This window comes from Paramuribaculum intestinale (genome assembly GCF_030759015.1).
Taxonomy (GTDB): domain Bacteria; phylum Bacteroidota; class Bacteroidia; order Bacteroidales; family Muribaculaceae; genus Paramuribaculum; species Paramuribaculum intestinale.
In genome coordinates this window covers 2,340,352-2,359,197 of record NZ_CP098825.1, presented here as the reverse complement: position 1 = coordinate 2,359,197, position 18,846 = coordinate 2,340,352, and the positions used below count along the sequence as shown (strand labels likewise).

Below are 18,846 nucleotides of genomic sequence, written 5' to 3'. Positions count from 1 at the left end.
ATCGACAGATCGGGGTGGGTCAGAGGAGGGTGATGCGCACGCGCTTCCCTTTGAGTTTGTGGGGCGAACAGGCGGCTATGACGGTGTCGGCGGCCTGTCGGGGGACGGCTATGAGGGTGGAGTGGTCGTTGACGGTTATCAGGCCTATGTCGCTCCCCTTTAGATCGGTGTGGGCTGTGATGTAGCCCACGGCGTCGCCCTTCGATATCTTTTCTTTGCGGCCGGCGTTGATGTGGAGGGTGGCCATCGGGGCCTGAATACCCCGTCCGTCGCGGGGAGCGGGCTGCCAGCGTCGGTCGGTGACCACATAGTCGGGTATGTTCTCCCCTTCGGCGGTGATGACATATACGGTGCCGTCGGCTCCGTTGCGCGCGGTGCGGCCGTTGCGGTGGGTCCAGTCGTCGGCGGTAGGGGGCATATGGTAGTGGACCACGGCGTCGATGCCACCCTCTATGTCGAGGCCGCGTGCGGCCAGGTCGGTGGCCACAAGCACCGGCACCGACCCTCCGCGCAGACGTGCCACGGCCGCTTCGCGATCGGTCTGCTGCAGGCCGCCGTGGTAGAGCGCGCTCTCTATGCCGTCGCGGCGCAGCAGTTCGTGAAGCCGTTCGGCGCTCTCGCGGTGGTTTACAAACACTATTGTGCGGCGCTGTCCGGCGTCAGATATGGCGCAGAGCAGGTCGGCGAGGGTTTCGGCTTTGTCGCGCACGGGGCTTTCCACCTCCACCCGGTCGAGATGGCCGCTTTTTTCGGCCGGAGCGCTATAGTCGAGCGTCTGGCATCCGGGGCGCTGCGCCCACTGTGGCAGCTCGGCGTGATCCATAGGGGTGGCGGAGGTGAGCACGAGTGATCCCGGGCGCCCTATGCGCCGCATCAGACGCTGCATCTCGTCGGCAAAGCCCAGGTCGAGGGTCTTGTCGAATTCGTCCACTACCACCGTCGCCGGGTCGTGGATCTCCAGAGCGCCGCGCTGCAGCAGGTCGAGCAGACGTCCGGGAGTGGCGATGATTATGTCGGGGCATGGGGTGAGCGTCGGCAGTTCGTCGGCCACGCGGTGGCCGCCGTAGACGGTGGTGGTCTTAAGCCCGGAAGCCATGCGCCTCACCACGTCCGACACCTGAAGAGCCAGTTCGCGCGAGGGCACCGTCACCACGGCCTGCACCTTGCCGCACGGTTCACCTACGCGCCGCAGCATGTAGCATCCGAATGCCACCGTCTTGCCCGAGCCTGTCGGCGCGGCGAGCATCACGGCGCTGCTGCGTGTGTCCATCATCTTCGCCTGCATCGGGCGGAGTCGTTCTATGTCGAGCCGGCGCCGGAGCGCCTCTGTGATCTTGTATGAATCCATTGAGGTGGGATAAAAAAGAGTGGCGCAGCCGATTGGCTGCGCCTTTTGTGTTGTGTCGCGTCCACCGTCCTGTGGCTGTGACGGTGTCGGCGGGAGTCTCTTATTTGAATACGTACTGCGACGAGATCGATTCGTTGTTGTGAACGCGCTTGATCGTGTCGGCAAACATCTTGGCCACGCTGATGATGGTGGCTTTGCGGCAATCTTTGGAGAACGGGATGGAGTTGGTGAAGATCATCTCGGTCATCTCGCTGTCGTCGACGCGCTGCGAAGCCGGATCGCTCATGATGGCGTGCGATGCGAGGGCGCGCACCGATTTGGCGCCTTTCTCCATCATCAGGTTGGCGGCTTTGCAGATAGTGCCGGCGGTGTCAACCATGTCGTCGATCAGTATGACGTTCTTGTCCTTCACGTCGCCGATCACTGTCATGGCCTCGACCACGTTGGCTTTGGCGCGCTGCTTGTGGCAGAGCACCAGAGGCACGTCGAGATACTTGGCGTAGGAGTTGGCACGCTTGGCGCCGCCCACGTCGGGAGTGGCCACCACCATGTCGGGGAGCTGGAGGCTCTTGATGTAGGGGATGAACACCGTCGATGCATAGAGGTGGTCGACGGGAACGTTGAAGAATCCCTGGATCTGGTCGGCGTGGAGATCCATGGTGATCACGCGGTTTACGCCGGCGGCCATCAGCAGGTCGGCCACAAGCTTGGCGGCGATCGACACACGCGGCTTGTCCTTGCGGTCCTGACGCGCCCAGCCGAAGTAGGGCATCACGGCTATCACCGAGTGAGCCGACGCGCGCTTGGCGGCGTCGATCATCAGCAGAAGCTCCATGAGGTTGTCGGTGTTGGGGAAGGTCGACTGCACCAGGTAAACCTCGCAGCCGCGGATCGGCTCTTCGAACGATACTTCAAATTCTCCGTCGGCGAAGTGCTGGATGTTCATCTTGCCCAGCTCCATGCCGAGGCATTTGCAGATTTCTTCACCCATGTAGCGCGACTTTGTGCCGGCGAAAATCTTGATGGGGTGGATGACTGAGTTCATATCTTGTGACACGTACTTGAAATTTTTTGCAAAGTTAATGTTTCGTCGCGAATAACCCTGCATCGGGAGCGCGAAAAAATCATATCAAAATTCTCGTCCTCCGGCCGTCGGCGCCGTCAGTCGATGCGGGTGGCCATGAAGCAGGGGGTGAATATCAGCAGATCGTGGTCGGTGGCATACTGCAGGCTGCTGTAGAGGCGCTCGGTGCGTGTGAGGTCGGTGCCTTCGGGGACGGGCCATGTGGCCATGAAGGCTTTTTCGGCGGGGCGGCGGTAGCGTCCGCCTTCGATCAGATGGGCCACCACCGGTTCGAGTTTCAGGCGCTGGCCGTCGATGCTGAATGTGGCGGCGGTGATGGCTTCGCTGCCCGACCGGAAGCTGTAGAGACCCGCCGGCATCCTTGCGGCCGAGGTGGGCGACATGGAGTTGGTCATCATTTCGGCCCATGTGGCGTCCTGAAGTATTATCAGGGTGCCGTCGGCGAGTATCTGGTAGGATGCGGCGGGCTGCTGCACGTAGTCGCCTCCTATGGCGTTGCGTCCGCTGACCTCGAGCGATCCGTCGTCGTTAAATCTGAACCGTATCCTGTCGAAGCCGGTCGCGCGGCGGCAGCGGTCGATCATCGTACCGTAAAGCTCCTTGAGGCCGTCGCGGGCGTTGACGCCGAGTCCGGCCATGAGTGTGGAGCCCGCTTTTTCGAGGTCGTAGGTGATGTCTGTCAGGTTGAGTTCCATTTCGAAGGTGTGGCCGGTCAGGCCGTTGACTGCGGCCTTTGCGGTTATCTCGGCGGTCACCGAGGGAGCGGCGGCTTTGGTGCCTGGGCTGTATGTGCCAGAGGCTGTATATGTGATCTCGCTTTTGTCGGCGGTCCTGACGGTGCGTGTGCCCGAGAAGGTGACGCTGTTCTCGCGTCCTTTGGCCTCCACGCCGATGGTCATGCTGCACGGCATGAAGAGGTAGCTGTGGCGCATGTCGTCGTCAAAGGCTTCGTCGGCGTTGTCGGTCACGAGCGTCGGACGGTTCGACACCATCAGCGCTTCACCTTTGTTGCCGGGATACGATGTCAGATCCTCCTTCATCGTGATCTCTATGGTGGCGTCGGCCATTTTGACGCCGTTGTAGGTCAGGGTGGTCTGTGCGGTGTCGTAGACGCCGTTGATGTTGTCCACATCTATCTTCTTGTCGTCGGAGCACGACGACAGCGGGAGTATGGCGGCCGTCATGGCCGCAAGGGCTATAAAGGTTTTGTTCATAGAGGGTGTTGTGTATCTTCTTTTGTTGGTCGTAGTATTGTTTTCGGCAGTGTCTGTGCGGCGCTCCTCAGCGGTGGCGCACTTTCCATATCGCCGCTCCCCAGGGGCCGGTGAATGCCTCGAACGGACTGTCGGCCGACAGCCGCTTTCTGGCTTTCTCGCCCGTGAGCAGTTCGGTCATGTTCATCTCGCCCTGTGGTATGCGCAGCAGTTCGAAGGCGTGGGCCGGTATGTTGATGTCCATGTCGGCCGAGTCGTCCGAGAAGTTGACGGCCACGATTATCGTTTCGTCGGCATAGTTGCGCAGGAACGCATACTGCCTGTGGGGGTTGAGTGTCGGATTCTCGTAGTTGACATACATCAGGTCGAAGAATCGTCCCTCTCTTATGGCCTTCTCCGAGTTGCAGAGGCGCAGCACCCGTGCGTAGAGGTCGCGCAGCCACCGTTCGCGAGGCTTCAGGTTGCCGGTGAGCCAGCGGCGGAGTGTCGGCAGGCTCCAGTAGTCGAAGATTGTGGTGCGTCCGTCATATCCGCTGAAACCTTCGGCATCGGTGGCCTGTTCTCCGAGTTCCTGACCCATGTATATCATCATCGGGCCGGTCGACATATAGGAGCTGACCACAAGCGAGGGAAGCACCTTGGCCGGATCGCCGGCGTAGAATTTGGAGCCGAAGCGCTGTTCGTCGTGGTTCTCAAGGAAGTTGAGCATGTGGCTCCCTATGCCGTCGACGGTCTGCCAGCATCCGGTCAGCTGTGCTGCGGAGCAGTGCGAGGTCTGTATGCCGCGCAGGGTGTCGTAGAGGTTCACCTTGTCGTAGAGGTAGTCGAAGTGGCCGCGGCTGATAAATTCGCGGTAGAGTCCTGTGTCGTAGATCTCTGCTATGAACTTTATGTGGGGATAGCGCTCCTTGACGATGGTCACGGCCCAGTCCCAGAATTCCACCGGCACCATAAACGCCATGTCGCATCTGAAGCCGTCCACTCCCTTCTCGGCCCAGTAGAGCAGTATCGAGAGCATCTTCTGCCATGTGTCGGGGGTGGGGGAGAAGTGGCGTGAGCCGTTGGAGTAATCCACTCCGTAGTTGAGTTTCACTGTCTCATACCAGTCGTTGACCGACGGGAATGCCGAGAAGCAGTCGTTGCCGGTGGCCTTTGCCGGAAACTCCGTGTAGGCCTCCTTGCCCGAACCGAGGTCGATCGACGGGGCGAACAGCTGGCGGGGTATATAGTAGAAGTTGTTCTGCGGGTCGAATGCGCGGGTGCTGTCATCGTCGGCTCCGAGGTCGGGTGTGCCTTCGGGTGCGGCATCGGAGTGGTAGCGGCGCGCCACGTGGTTGGGCACGAAGTCGATGATCACCTGCATCCCCTGGTCGTGGATGCGGGCCACGAGAGCCTCGAACTCCTCCATGCGGTGCTCTACGTCGGTGGCCAGATCGGGATCGATGTCGTAGTAGTCCTTTATGGCGTAGGGCGATCCGGCCTCGCCTTTGACCACGTGTGGATTGTCGCGGCCTATGCCGTGACGGCTCCAGTCGGTCTTCTGGGCATGCTCTATCACGCCCGTGAGCCAGATGTGCGTCACTCCAAGCTCCTTGATGCTTTCGATGACGTCGTTGTCTATATCGTTGAGTTTGCCGGAACCGTTGCGGGCATACGTGCCGTTGGGCACACAGTTATGGGTGGTGTTGGTGAAAAGCCGCGGCAGCAGCTGATAGATGACCGGTTTTTGGTTGTTCATTGTCTGTCGGTGGTGGATAATTCTGTTGCTGCAGTCCCCGGGCGTCTGAAGCCGTTGGCAAGCAGGAAGTTCATGGTGTCGCGGTAGCCGCTCTCATACACCTGTCGTATCTGTTTGAGATTGAAAGCCTTGTAGCGTGCTATCTCGTCGGTGCGGATCACTATGTCGCATATCTCCGTGTCGGGCACGGTGTTGGTTTTAGCCATCAGTTCGTAGGAGCGGAAGGCTATGTCGATCAGCGTGTTCTTCACCGTCGTTTTGGTCAGCGGGGAGCAGTTGACGGCTATCAGATACTTGCACTTGTCGCGTATCGTCCAGGCCGGGAGGTTGTGAAGCACGCCGCCGTCGACGCATCTGATGCCGTTTACTCTTATAGGCTTGAATACGATGGGAATGCTGCACGAGGCGGCCACGACTTCGTCAAGGCGACCGCTGGTGAAGGCTATCTTCTTGCCGTTGTCGAGATCGGTGGCTCCCACCGTCACCGGTATGGGCAGATCCTCCAGATTTGCGTAGGGGATGTTCTTGCGCAGAAAGGCGCGGAAGCGGTCGAGGCTGAAAAAACCGTCTTTCGGAATCCCCAGCTCGCAGAAGTCGCTGAAACGGGCGTTGAGAAACAGTTCAAGCATCCGTTCCGGGCTGATGCCGGCGGCATACATCACCGCCGCCACAGATCCGGCCGATACGCCGGCCAGTATGTCGGGGCGTATGCCCATCTCCTCAAGCGCTTTCAGAGCGCCGGCATGGGCGAAGCCGCGCGCGCCGCCCCCGCTGAGCACAAGCCCGGTGCGGTACTCCGGGCCTCCAAGCCCTATTATGGATTTGACTTTGGCTAATTTGCCTCCCATATCTCTTGATACGTTTGCTTTCGGGCGGCAAAGTTACAAAAAAAATCACGGATGCCGTGTTTTATATCAATATACATGGCTCGGTGTGTGGAATGCATGGTTTTGTGATTGTTTATGTCGACACATGTGTCTAACAGTGGGTGACTGTTCTGTCGTACTATCAAAAAATATGTTGTAAAACATAATTAACAGTTATTAACGGGGGGGGGGTAGAAACTATTACATTTTCCTTAATTTTGCTCCACATTTTTTAACAGAAAACCTGTGAAAACAGGCCTGAAACGTTAAAGCTATAAGTATTTTTATAACCTTAATCATTTATCCAACAACATGTATCATTATCTCCGCACAATGAGCCGCAAGCTCACGGGACTCCCCGCGCTGCTGCTCGCGCTATGTGTGCTGATGCTGACGGCACCCGCCGCTTCAGCCTCGGCTGTGCCCGCGCCGGATACCGCCACGGGTACCGTTCTTGACCAGACAGGCGAGCCTCTCCCCGGAGCTTCTGTCATGGTGGTCGGCACCACTCTCGGCGGCTCGACCGACATCGACGGCAACTTCTCCATCGCAGGAGTGAAGCAGGGCGCCACGATCCGCGTCAGCTTCGTAGGCTGCAAGCCCGCCGACGTAAAGTGGGAAGGCCAGCACCTCAACGTCACCCTGCAGGACGACGGACAGACACTCGACGAAGTCGTGGTCGTAGGTTTCGGCCAGCAGAAGAAAGTCAACCTCACCGGAGCTGTCTCTACCGTGACAGGTAAAGAGATCGCAGCCCGTCCGGTCAATTCTGTTGCCGACGCCCTCCAGGGTATGGCCGCTGGTCTTGACGTGCTCGGCGCAGGCGCAGGCGGTCAGCTCAACGCCACCCGCAATATGAACATCCGCGGCGCCGGCACCATCGGCAGCGGTTCGTCGGTGACACCCCTCGTGCTTATCGACGGCATGGAAGGCGACCTCAACGACCTCAACCCCGACGACGTAGAGACCATCTCGATCCTCAAGGACGCTGCCGCTTCGTCGATCTACGGTTCGCGCGCTGCCGGCGGTGTCATCCTCGTGAAGACCAAGAGCGGCAAGGAAGGCAAGATCACAGTCAACTACTCCGACTCTTTCCGTTGGAGCCGCATCAACGACTATCCCGACATGGCTCCGTCGTGGACATGGGCCAACGTGTTCAATCAGGCCAGTATAGCTGCCGGCGGCGGCGAGCTGATCCCAGCCTACAAGATCGATCAGATGAAGCAGGCCGTTACCGACCCGACTATCCCGCAGCTTATGACCAACGCCAACGGCACCGACTGGTCGTTCTGGAACTTCGGCGATCTGACCAGTGTGGGCAACACCAACTGGATCGACGAGCACTTCGGCAAGACCCCCTTCTCGCAGGAACATAACATCAGTGTCACCGGTGGCAACGAAAAGTATGACTTCTACTTCTCGGGCAACCTCCTCTCGCGCGAGGGTATTCTCGTCCACGGCGACGACAACAGCCAGCGCTACACCGTAAACGCCAAGATCAACGTGCATCTCACCCCATGGCTGACATTCGGCTACAGCAACCGCTGGGTGCGCCGTCAGTACGACGCCCCCTCGGCTCTCACTGCGTCGACATGGCAGAATGTCATGCGCTACTGGCCCAACATCCCCACTCACGATCCCAACGGCAACCCCACCCTGTTCTCCTACATCGATGCGTTTGAGAACGGCGGCCGCTATACCACCTACAAGGATCAGACCGACCAGCAGTTCTCCTTCCGTATCAATCCGATAGAGGGTCTGAACATCAACGGTGAGTTCAACTACCGCAACTGGTCTAACCACGACAAGCGCTACTATCTCCAGACCGGTTACTACGGCCCGCAGGGCAACTACATTGAGAACAACCCCAACGACTGGCCTGCAGGCTCACCCATCGGTTCACGCGTCTACAACTACAGCCAGAAGGGCAACTATTTCAACCCCAACATCTACGCCGACTACTCGCACACTTTCAACAAAGTGCACAACTTCAAGATCATGGCCGGTTTCCAAAGCGAATGGAACCACTATGAAGACTTCGACGCCCAGAACACAGGCATCATGAGCGGACTTCCGTTCCTTGACACCACATCGGGCGACAACAAGACCCTCGGCGGATACTCCGCGACATGGGCCACAGCCGGATGGTTCGGCCGACTCAACTATGACCTCGACGGACGCTACCTCGTAGAAGGCAACATCCGCTACGACGGCTCGTCGCGCTTCCGCGCCGGCAAGCGCTGGTCGTGGAGCCCCTCGTTCTCGCTCGGCTGGAACATAGCCCGCGAGGCGTTCTGGGAAAACCTCACCACCGTGTGCAACACCCTCAAGCTCCGCTACTCGTGGGGTAAGCTCGGCAACCAGAACACCAACTCCTGGTATCCCACCTATCCGTCAATGGGCTACTATCCCGACAGCTCCGGATGGCTCGTCGGAGGCAAGAAGCCGACTTATGCTACAGCGCCCGGTCTGATCTCGACATCGCTCACATGGGAGAAAAACCGCACATGGGACATCGGTATCGACTGGGGACTGTTCAATAACCGACTCACAGGTACGGCCGACTACTACAACCGCCGCACGATCGACATGGTAGGCCCCGGCGAGAAACTCCCCGGTGTGCTCGGCGCATCGGTGCCCAACGTCAACAACCTCTCGATGACTTCCAAGGGATGGGAGCTGACCATCAGCTGGCGCGACCGCATCGGCGACTTCAGCTACGGCATCACAGCCAACCTCTATGACCACACCACCACCATCGACGAGTATCCCAACGAGAACAAGGCCCTCAGCACTGCATACTGGCCCGGCAAGAAGCTCGGAGAGATCTGGGGCTTCCGCACCGAAGGACTCGCCAAGACCGACGAGGAGATGCAGCAGCACTTCGCCAAGATGGAGGAGGCCTACAAGCTCGCTCACGACGGCCAGGCTCCGACCTACAACAATCCCCAGTATATCCTCGGCACCGGCTGGCAGGCAGGCGACGTGATGTACAAGGATATCGACGGCGACGGTGTGATATCGCAGGGCGAATTCACAGCCGACAACTCCGGCGACTATGTGGTGATCGGCAACACGACTCCCCGCTACTGCTTCGGTCTTAACCTCGACGCACAGTGGAAGGGATTCGACGTGAAGGTATTCTTCCAGGGCATCGGCAAGCGCGACTACTGGGTAGGCAACGGCAACGCCATGTTCTTCGGAGCATCGGGAATAAGCCTCTGGCAGGCTCTCGTGTTCGAGCCTCATCTCGACTACTTCCGTCCGGCCGACACCACCGATCCGCTCGGCCCCAACGTCAACGCCTACTATCCCCGCGTCAACCAGGGCGGGCCCAACAACACATTCAGCAACGACCGCTACCTCCAGAACGCAGCCTACTGCCGCCTGAAGAACGTGACCATAGGCTACACTCTGCCCCAGAACCTCACACGCCGCTTCTATGTCGAGCGCCTGCGTGTCTACGTTTCGGGTGAGAACCTCGCCAATATCACCAACTTCTCGAAGATGGGCGACCCCGAGCTGATCGAGGCCTACAACGAATACGGTGCCGGTTTCGGCAAGATCTATCCCCTGTCGCGCACATTCTCCTGCGGTCTTAATGTAACCTTCTAATCTTCTATAAGACAAATCATGAATAAGTATATAGCATCTCTGTTCATCGGCACATCGATTATCGCCGGGTTCACTTCGTGTGAGGACTATCTCGACAGAGAGCCTGAGGCCAATCTCGTCGCAGATAACTACTTTACCGACGGAGCCAATCTCTCGGCATACGTGATGAGATTCTACGATGGAATGCTCCCCTCGCATTCAAGCAATGCCTACGGTATGGGCACATTTGCCAACGACAACGGCACCGACAACCAGGTGGCCCGCTCTATCCCCTCGCGCTATGCGAACGGTCAGTGGCTCACCAGCAACGACGAGTCCAACTGGAGCTTCGGCAACATCCGCTCGCTCAACCTGTTCTTCGAATATGTGCTTCCCAATATCGAGAGCGGCAAACTGGGACTGACCGACCTGGTGCGCCAGTCGATAGGCGAGGCCTACTTCTTCCGCGCCTACCAGTACTATGCCAGTTACAGCACAATAGGTGATTATCCCATCATCGACAACGTGCTTCCCGACGACAAGGAACTTCTTTTGGAGAACTCCTACCGCCGCCCGCGCAACCAGGTGGCACGACACATCCTCGAAGATCTCGACAATGCTCTTGCATACCTTCCCGAGTCGTCCGACAAGGGCAAACAGGGTGTCAACCGCGACTGTGCGCTTCTGCTCCGCTCGCGCGTGGCTCTCTTCGAAGGCACATGGCTGAAATATCACAAAGGCACAGCACTCGTGCCCGGCGGACCCGGATGGCCCGGCGACGCATCGCTCCTCGGATCGTTCGACATAGACGCCGAGATCAACTACTTCCTCACCGAGGCCATGACTTCGGCAAAGGAACTGGGCGACAAGATGATGGGACAGCTTGCCGAAAACACTGGCGTTATCGATGCCTTCTCACCCTCGCTCGCTCCGCTCAACCCTTACTTCTGCATGTTCGGACAACAGGATCTCGACTCATACAGCGAAGTACTCATGTATCGTGCCTACCAGCTCACGGCTCCTGCCGTATCGACTCAGATCCAGCACTCGTTCATGACCCACGGCGGAGGGCTCGGCTACACTCGCGGCATGATCCGCAGCTTCGTTATGGCCAACGGTCTTCCCATCTACGCCGCCGGCTCGGGCTTCGACCCCGACTGGGAGAGCGCCGGCGTGACCGCCACGCTGCAGGATCGCGACTCTCGCGCGCAGCTCTTCGTGCGCGGCGACAACTGCCTGACCTCTTACAAGAACGGTGAGGAAGCATCCACGTACAACATGAGCTGGCTCCTCACCGAGTCTGCCACGCAGAACCCCATCACCGGCTATGCCAACAAGAAGGGCTGCTCGTTCGACTACTCAATGGCCGAAGGCAACTCGCGCGCCACAACCGGATCGATCACTTTCCGTGGCGTAGAGGCTCTGCTCAACTACATGGAGGCTTGCGTGGAGAAGAACGGAAACGTCGACCAGACAGCCGACTCCTACTGGAAGGCTATCCGCACACGTGCCAAGGTCGATCCCGACTACACCAAGACCATCGCCGCCACCAACATGACCATCGAGGGCGAGGGTGACTGGGGAGCATACTCCCGCGGAGTGCTTGTGAATACACTGCTCTACAATGTGCGCCGCGAACGCCGCAACGAGCTTATGGCCGAAGGATTCCGCTACAACGATCTCCGTCGCTGGTGCGCTCTCGACCAGCTCGCCGCAAACCCCGTCAACCTCTACGGCATGAAATACTGGAACACCGTCTACTCCGATCCGCAGAGCGACCTGGCTCTGACGACGACCGATGAGGATGGCAACGAAGTGTTCCTGGCAGCGCGCGTCAATCCCGACGGCGACGGCAACATGTCAAGCCAGGCTGACGGCGACTGGATCGTGCTCAACCGCGTAACCAGAAACGACAACTACGTATGGAATGGCCTGACATGGAGCCGTGCGCAGTACCTCTCTCCGATAGGATGCGACGTGTTCGTCACCTCTTCGCCCGATGGCGACAAGGCCAAGTCGGTTGTGTACCAGAACCCCGGATGGCCCACCACCGGCCTACAGCCCTGCACCAAGATCGACTGATCGACCGGCGCAAGCCAAGAGTTGTTTACTAAAGGCTACTCTAAGCATAAGTTTTATAATTGAGGAGGCGGCAGACTCTCTACGGAGAGCCTGCCGCCTCTGCCTGTATCTCCACCGCCAATGCTTTGCCTGTGCTGACGCCATTTGCACGGCCACGCACCCTCCGGGGCTCGCCGCGCCGCGGAGGGACGCACTCTTCTCCCTCGGGGTCTCCGCTCTCTCCTCTCTCTGCCGGATGGGCAGCCCTCCTATCGCCCATCGCCTCTGATACCCTTGCGCTACCCACCTCTCCCCCGCCGGATGGGCTGCCGTCCTCGGAGCCGCGGAGCGTGCGGGCAGATGTTATCCCCGGTTCGGAGCGGCGCGCCACCTTTGCCACGCGTCAGCGGGGCGGGGGAGCGCGCCGCGTAGACCGGGGGAGGAGAGTCGTTCACCTCTGGTCGGCCGAGCCGCGGAGCGTGCGAGATCAGCCGCCCGCGCCAGCCCGGGTCACCCGCTTCGCATGGCACTGTCCCCTCCCCGCCCGATTTTTTTTCTTATATTTAATAGGTGTACACCACTAAAAAATGCAAATATATTTTTATGCTTAAAAACATATTTAACACTTATTAAGACGGGGGGGGGGTAGTTTCGATTACATTTTCATTAAATTTGCTCCACAATATTTAACAAAACTAGCCTAAAAACCTGTAATTAACTAAATAAAGCAACCAGTTTTTATAACCTTAATCATTTATCCAACAACATGTATCATTATCTCCGCACAATGAGCCGCAAGCTCACGGGACTCCCCGCGCTGCTGCTCGCGCTATGTATGCTGATGCTGACGGCCCCCGCCGCTTCAGCCTCGGCCGTGCCCGCGCCGGATACCGCCACGGGTACCGTTCTTGACCAGACAGGCGAGCCTCTCCCCGGAGCTTCTGTCATGGTGGTCGGCACCACTCTCGGCGGCTCGACCGACATCGACGGCAACTTCTCCATCGCAGGAGTGAAGCAGGGCGCCACACTCCGCGTCAGTTTTGTAGGCTGCAAGCCCGCCGACGTAAAGTGGGAAGGCCAGCACCTCAACGTCACCCTGCAGGACGACGGACAGACACTCGACGAAGTCGTGGTCGTAGGTTTCGGACAGCAGAAGAAAGCCAACCTTACCGGCGCCGTAGCTACCGTGACCGGCAAGGAAATAGCCGCACGTCCGGTCAACACCGTGGCCGACGCTCTCCAGGGTATGGCAGCAGGTCTTGACGTGCTCGGCGCCGCCCGTGGTGGTCAGCTTGGCGCTACCCGTTCGATGAACATCCGCGGTACCGGTACTATCGGTAGCGGTTCGTCGGTAAGCCCCCTCGTGCTTATCGACGGCATGGAAGGCGACATCAACCAGCTCAATCCGGCCGACGTAGAGAACGTGTCGATCCTTAAGGACGCAGCCGCATCGTCGATCTACGGTTCGCGCGCAGCAGGCGGTGTCATCCTTATCACTACCCGTCAGGGTAAAGAGGGCAAGGTGACAGTCAACTACTCCGACTCATTCCGCTGGAGCAAAGCTCTTGGTCTGCCCAAGTTTGCCAACTCATGGGAGTGGGCCGTGACTATGAACGAAGCTGCGGCCAACAATGGTTCAGGATGGTTCTCACAGGCCTATCTCGACAAGCTGAAAGCTGTCGTTGATGATCCGTCACTTGCCACAATGTTTGTCAATCCGACCAACAACCATTGGGAAGTATGGGATGAAACCGACATACTGCCTATAGCAAACACCGACTGGATGGAAGAGCATTTCGGCACCACCCCCTTCGCGCAGGAACACAACCTCAGCGTCACCGGAGGTACCGATAAGTACAACTACTACTTCTCCGGCAATATCCTATCGCAGGATGGTACGCTCCGCTACGGCAAGGACAACCTGCAGCGCTACACACTCAACGCCAAGATCAATGTGGCCGTCACCAACTGGCTGACATTCGGCTACAGCGCGCGCTGGTATCGCGGTCATTACGACGCTCCGTCATTTGTCCGTGAGGCAGCAAGCAACGAGATGTACCATAACATCGCCCGCTACTGGCCGATCATACCCACTCATGACCCCAACGGTTTCCCCGTAGTAGAGTCGTTCATCAACGCTATGGAGGATGGTGGACGCTTCAACACCATTCAGGACAAACTCGACCATCAGTTCGTATTCAAGATCAATCCTCTTGAGGGACTCAACATCAACGCCGAGTTCAACTACCGCTCGAGCCACTACAACCGCAAGCAGGACGTGCAACAGTGCTACGGCTGGGATGCCGACGGCAACCCCTATCCAAACAACCCCAACGGTTTCCCCTATGGCGCCGGCGGTAAGGGCAGTCAGGTCTCTGAGAGCAACACTCGCTCCAACTACTTCAACCCCAACGTATACGCTACCTACGCTCACACATTTGCCGAGGATCACAATTTCAAGATCATGGCCGGTTTCCAGAGCGAATGGTACAATCAGAACTATTTCAGCGCATCACGCAATGGCGTCATTAACGGTCTCCCATATCTGTCGATGACCGACGGTAAGGACATAAAGGTCAGCGGTGGCGAAGACACTTGGTCGACAGCAGGCTTCTTCGGTCGTCTTAACTACGACTACAAGGGACGTTATCTCGTTGAAGGCAATCTCCGTTACGACGGCTCGTCGCGTTTCCGCGCATCCGACCGATGGACATGGAGTCCCTCCTTCTCGCTCGGCTGGAATATCGCCAGCGAAGCTTTCTGGGAAGATCTCGCAAGCACATGCAACCAGCTGAAGCTCCGCTACTCGTGGGGTAAGCTCGGCAACCAGAACACCGACAACTGGTATCCCACCTACGTGACAATGGGCTATGCAGGCAATGCCGCAGGATGGCTCGTCAACAACGGAACAGAGCGCAATGCCATCGCATCTATGCCCGGACTCGTTTCGTCGACACTCACCTGGGAGAAAAACCGCACATGGGACATCGGTCTTGACTGGAGCCTCTTCCAGAACCGTCTGACCGGTACAATCGACTACTACAACCGTAAGACTATCGACATGGTAGGCCCCGGCGAAATACTTCCCGGAGTATTCGGCGCATCGGTGCCAAACGTCAACAACCTCTCGATGACATCGAACGGATGGGAACTTTCGATCACATGGCGCGACCGCATCCAGGACTTCAACTATGGAGTGACATTCAACCTCTATGACCATACAACAACCATTGACGAATACCCCAACGAGAACAAAGCGCTCAGCAGCTACTATAACGGTGCCAAACTTGGTGATATATGGGGTCTGACGACGGTAGGTATCGCTAAGTCAGCCGACGAGATGAATGCTCACCTCGACGCTCTCGACGCTGCCTACACCAAGGCAAACGGACAGGCTCCGGCACGTCCTCGCACCGGCCAGAACCAGCTTGGAACAGGATGGGGCGCCGGCGATATCATGTATGCCGACCTCGACGGCGACGGTGTCATCAGCAGCGGCGGCTGGACAGCCGACGATCATGGCGACTACACTGTGATCGGCAACACTACTCCCCGCTACAACTTCGGTCTTAACCTCGAGGCACAGTGGAAGGGCTTTGACCTCAAAGTGTTCTTCCAGGGCACAATGAAGCGCGACTACTGGGCAGGCGGCCCGATGATGTTCGGCGCTTGCCAGCAGGGCAAGTGGCAGGCTGTGGTGTTTGACGAGCACCTCGACTACTTCCGTGGCGCTGATACTGACAACCCTCTCGGAGCTAATGTCAATTCGTATCTCCCCCGCGTCAACTGGGGTGGCCCCAACAACACGGCCACTCAGACCCGCTACCTGCAGAATGCAGCCTACTGCCGTCTGAAGAACGTGACCGTCGGCTACACCATTCCTCAGGAAATCAGCCGCAAGGCATACATCGAGCGTGCACGCATCTTCTTCTCGGGCGAAAACCTTGCTACGATCACCAACTTCTCCAAGATGGGTGATCCCGAGCTGATAGAGGCCTACAACAGCAGCTACGGCTTCGGCAAGGTTTATCCGATTTCGCGTGTATTCTCAGTTGGTCTTAACGTAACCTTCTAATCACAAAACAACATCATGAACAAATATATAAGCTCAATAGTTGCCGCAGCAGCCGTCGTGGGTCTTACAGCCTGCGATGACTACCTCAACAGAGAGCCGGAGGATAAGCTTATCCCCGAAAACTTCTTCACGTCGGCGGCCAACCTCAAGGCTTACACCTTGAACTTTTACACAATGTTCCCGTCGCATTCCGACAATGCCTACGAACTCGGCACATTCTCGTCCGACAACGGCACCGACAATCAGGCTTATCGCACTGCATCCACACGCTGGGTGCCCGGCGAATGGCGTGTCGGACAGGGCACTGACAACTGGAGCTTCGGCAATGTGCGCTCGCTCAACTACTTCATTATCAATACTGAGAAAGCCATGGAAGCCGGTGAGGTGTCCGGTGACCCGGTAGAAATCAAGCAGGCTCTCGGCGAGGCTTACTTCTTCCGCGCCTACACCTACTGGGCCAACTACAGCAGCCTTGGCGACTGGCCTATCAACGATGAAGTGCTTCCCAACGATAAGGAATATCTCCTTGAAGCCTCGGTGCGTCAGCCACGACACAAGGTGGCACGCCATATTCTTGCCGATCTCGACAAGGCTCTTACCCTCCTTCCTGAAGAATCGCCCTATAAAAAGAACGGTCTGACTCTGGACTGCGCCAACCTTTTCCGTTCGCGTGTGGCTCTCTTCGAAGGCACATGGCTCAAATACCACAAGGGCACAGCCCTCGTGCCCGGCGGACCAGGATGGCCCGGCAAGCAGGAACTGCTCGGCGACTTCAATATCGATACTGAGATCGCATTCTTCCTCGACGAGGCTATGAAATCGGCCAAGGTAGTGGGCGACAAGTATGTCAACAATCTCGTTGTCAACACCGACGCACCCGAGGGCATGACAGCCGGTTTTACCGAAGCCAACCCCTACTACTGCATGTTCTCGGCCGACAACTCTGGCGAATACTCTGAAGTGCTTCTGTATCGTGCCTACAATCTGTCTTTGAGCGGAGGTATACAGATTCAGGCGCAGTTCCAGAAAAATGCCGGCGGTACCGGTTGGACACGTGGCATGGTCAACTCCTTCCTGATGCGCAACGGTCTGCCTATATACGCCAACGGCTCGGGTTACGACCCCGCATGGGAGAATCAGGGCGTTTCGGCCACAATACAGGACCGCGACTCGCGTCTGACAATCTTCACAAAGGGCGATAATTCCGTCATATCGCTCGGTCTTGACGGCAACTCGCCCAACCTATACAACATGAACTGGCTCTTCAGCGCTGATAACACCACTCGCTGCCCGACAGGATTCGCTGTCAAGAAGGGTCAGGGATATGATTACAAACAGGCACAGGGCAACCTCCAGTCTACCACAGGATCTATCGTATTCCGTGCAGCCGAGGCGCTTCTCAACTACATGGAGGCATGCGTTGAGTCGACGGGATCTATCGACGGAACAGCCGACTCCTACTGGCGCGCACTCCGCAATCGTGCTAAAGTCGACAACGACTATAACAAGACTATAGCCGCCACCAACATGAACGAAGAGGCTAAGGGCGACTGGGGAGCATATTCCCACGGACAGCTCGTCAACACCACCATCTACAATGTTCGCCGCGAGCGCCGTAACGAGCTGTGCGCCGAAGGTCTGCGTCTGATGGATGTTCGCCGCTGGTGTGCGCTCGACCAGATGATCACCACTCCCTATATTATCGAGGGTATCAAGTACTGGGGTACAGTCTACAGCGATCCCGACAGCCCGATGAGCATCAAGAACGCCGAAGGCGAGTTCTATGACCCTGTTGTTGATCCCGATTCTGACGACGCCAATATGTCGGCACGCGCCGGTGGTGACTATGTCCGTCCCTATCAGATCCGAAAAGCCAACAACCTCGTGTGGGATGGTTACACCTTCACCCGCGCACACTACCTGTCGCCGATCGGCCACAACGTGTTCGTCTACGCTTCGCCCGACAAGGATGTGGCAAACTCCTACGTTTACCAGAATCCCGGATGGCCAACCGAAGCAAATCAGGGTGCCAAGAACATTGACTGATTCATTCTCCATAAAACTCAGGCTACTCTAAGCATAAGTTTTATAATTGAGGAGGCGGCAGACTCTCTACGGAGAGCCTGCCGCCTCTGCCTGTATCCCCACCGCCAATGCTTTGCCTGTGCTGACGCCATTTGCACGGCCACGCACCCTCCGGGGCTCGCCGCGCGGCGGGGGACGCACTCTCCTCCCTCTGGGGTCTCCGCCTCGTGCGGTCACTACGACGCTATCGCGTCGCGACGCCCACGCTCGCTCCGAACCCCGGTTAATGCCTGCCCGCACGCTCCGCGGCTTTTCTCTCTCCTCTCCCCGCCGGATGGTGTTGCCTCACTCCGGTATCGCCTGCCGTTCCCCCCTGTTCTCGCCGGATGGTGTTGACGCCCTCGGAGCCGCGGAGCGTGCGGGCAGATGTTATCCCCGGTTCGGAGTGGAGCGCCACAGGCGTGCCGCGTAGACCGGGGGTAGGTGCGCCGTCCACCTCGTTCGGCCGAGCTGCGGAGCCTGCGATATCAGCCGCCCGCGCCAGCCCAGGCCTCCTGCTTGCCCATGCCGCTGCCACCTCCGCGCCCACCACTCCGCCGGACTGGGGTGGTCGTAGACCACCGACCTTTGTAAACCCCGCCATGACGCCCGCAGGGCGGCTTGGTGGGGCAGGGGTCATGTGCCACACGGATCTTCGTAGATGAGCCGCAGGGACAGTCCGCGATCCCGGCTCATCTGCAAAGAAGCCTCACGCTCACGCGCCCCGTCGCGCCCTCCCCACGGAGCCGTAAAAAAAAGAAGCGGTGTGCCATCCACCGGGGGATTGGCACACCGCTTCGGG

At 58.2% G+C, this 18,846-nt stretch carries 9 protein-coding genes; 4 read left to right on the top strand and 5 right to left on the bottom strand.

Annotated features, from left to right (window positions below; all coding sequences use genetic code 11):
• Positions 1 to 19: 19 nt before the first annotated feature.
• The 5 genes from NF347_RS10640 to NF347_RS10620 form a co-directional block, all read right to left on the bottom strand.
• Positions 20 to 1,348, bottom strand: a complete 1,329-nt coding sequence (locus NF347_RS10640; protein WP_107036706.1) for a DEAD/DEAH box helicase — start codon at positions 1,346 to 1,348, stop codon at positions 20 to 22.
• A 100-nt stretch (positions 1,349 to 1,448) separates the two neighbouring features.
• Positions 1,449 to 2,393, bottom strand: a complete 945-nt coding sequence (locus tag NF347_RS10635; protein WP_107036705.1) for a ribose-phosphate pyrophosphokinase — start codon at positions 2,391 to 2,393, stop codon at positions 1,449 to 1,451.
• 116 nt (positions 2,394 to 2,509) lie between these two features.
• Positions 2,510 to 3,646: a hypothetical protein gene (locus tag NF347_RS10630; RefSeq protein ID WP_107681575.1), complete on the bottom strand. Its 1,137-nt coding sequence runs from the start codon at positions 3,644 to 3,646 to the stop codon at positions 2,510 to 2,512.
• 67 nt (positions 3,647 to 3,713) lie between these two features.
• Positions 3,714 to 5,384 carry an alpha-amylase family glycosyl hydrolase gene (locus NF347_RS10625; RefSeq protein WP_107681576.1) on the bottom strand — a complete coding sequence of 557 codons (1,671 nt, stop codon included), beginning with the start codon at positions 5,382 to 5,384 and terminating at the stop codon, positions 3,714 to 3,716.
• Positions 5,381 to 6,232, bottom strand: a complete 852-nt coding sequence (locus NF347_RS10620; protein WP_107036702.1) for a patatin-like phospholipase family protein — start codon at positions 6,230 to 6,232, stop codon at positions 5,381 to 5,383. Before NF347_RS10620 ends, NF347_RS10625 begins: the two co-directional genes overlap by 4 nt.
• Positions 6,233 to 6,562: 330 nt before the next feature.
• Between NF347_RS10620 and NF347_RS10615 the strand changes: the two genes are divergently transcribed.
• The 4 genes from NF347_RS10615 (at position 6,563) to NF347_RS10600 (ending at position 18,026) form a co-directional block, all read left to right on the top strand.
• Complete coding sequence (locus NF347_RS10615) at positions 6,563 to 9,865, top strand: SusC/RagA family TonB-linked outer membrane protein (RefSeq protein ID WP_237613056.1); 3,303 nt, start codon at positions 6,563 to 6,565, stop codon at positions 9,863 to 9,865.
• 18 nt (positions 9,866 to 9,883) lie between these two features.
• Positions 9,884 to 11,926 (top strand): RagB/SusD family nutrient uptake outer membrane protein, encoded by a 2,043-nt coding sequence (locus NF347_RS10610; RefSeq protein WP_107036701.1) that lies wholly within the window; start codon positions 9,884 to 9,886, stop codon positions 11,924 to 11,926.
• Between the two features lie 745 nt (positions 11,927 to 12,671).
• Positions 12,672 to 15,980 (top strand): SusC/RagA family TonB-linked outer membrane protein, encoded by a 3,309-nt coding sequence (locus NF347_RS10605; protein ID WP_237613055.1) that lies wholly within the window; start codon positions 12,672 to 12,674, stop codon positions 15,978 to 15,980.
• Between the two features lie 15 nt (positions 15,981 to 15,995).
• Entirely contained in the window at positions 15,996 to 18,026 is a 2,031-nt protein-coding gene (locus tag NF347_RS10600; RefSeq protein ID WP_107681577.1) for a RagB/SusD family nutrient uptake outer membrane protein, read from the top strand.
• Positions 18,027 to 18,846 lie beyond the last annotated feature (820 nt).

Bases quoted from the DNA above. Each gene is read 5' to 3' on its own strand.
- NF347_RS10605 (WP_237613055.1), top strand. From the start codon at position 12,672: ATGTATCATTATCTCCGCACAATGAGCCGCAAGCTCACGGGACTCCCC.
- NF347_RS10610 (WP_107036701.1), top strand. From the start codon at position 9,884: ATGAATAAGTATATAGCATCTCTGTTCATCGGCACATCGATTATCGCC.
- NF347_RS10630 (WP_107681575.1), bottom strand. From the start codon at position 3,646: ATGAACAAAACCTTTATAGCCCTTGCGGCCATGACGGCCGCCATACTC.
- NF347_RS10615 (WP_237613056.1), top strand. From the start codon at position 6,563: ATGTATCATTATCTCCGCACAATGAGCCGCAAGCTCACGGGACTCCCC.
- NF347_RS10620 (WP_107036702.1), bottom strand. From the start codon at position 6,232: ATGGGAGGCAAATTAGCCAAAGTCAAATCCATAATAGGGCTTGGAGGC.
- NF347_RS10600 (WP_107681577.1), top strand. From the start codon at position 15,996: ATGAACAAATATATAAGCTCAATAGTTGCCGCAGCAGCCGTCGTGGGT.
- NF347_RS10640 (WP_107036706.1), bottom strand. From the start codon at position 1,348: ATGGATTCATACAAGATCACAGAGGCGCTCCGGCGCCGGCTCGACATA.
- NF347_RS10625 (WP_107681576.1), bottom strand. From the start codon at position 5,384: ATGAACAACCAAAAACCGGTCATCTATCAGCTGCTGCCGCGGCTTTTC.
- NF347_RS10635 (WP_107036705.1), bottom strand. From the start codon at position 2,393: ATGAACTCAGTCATCCACCCCATCAAGATTTTCGCCGGCACAAAGTCG.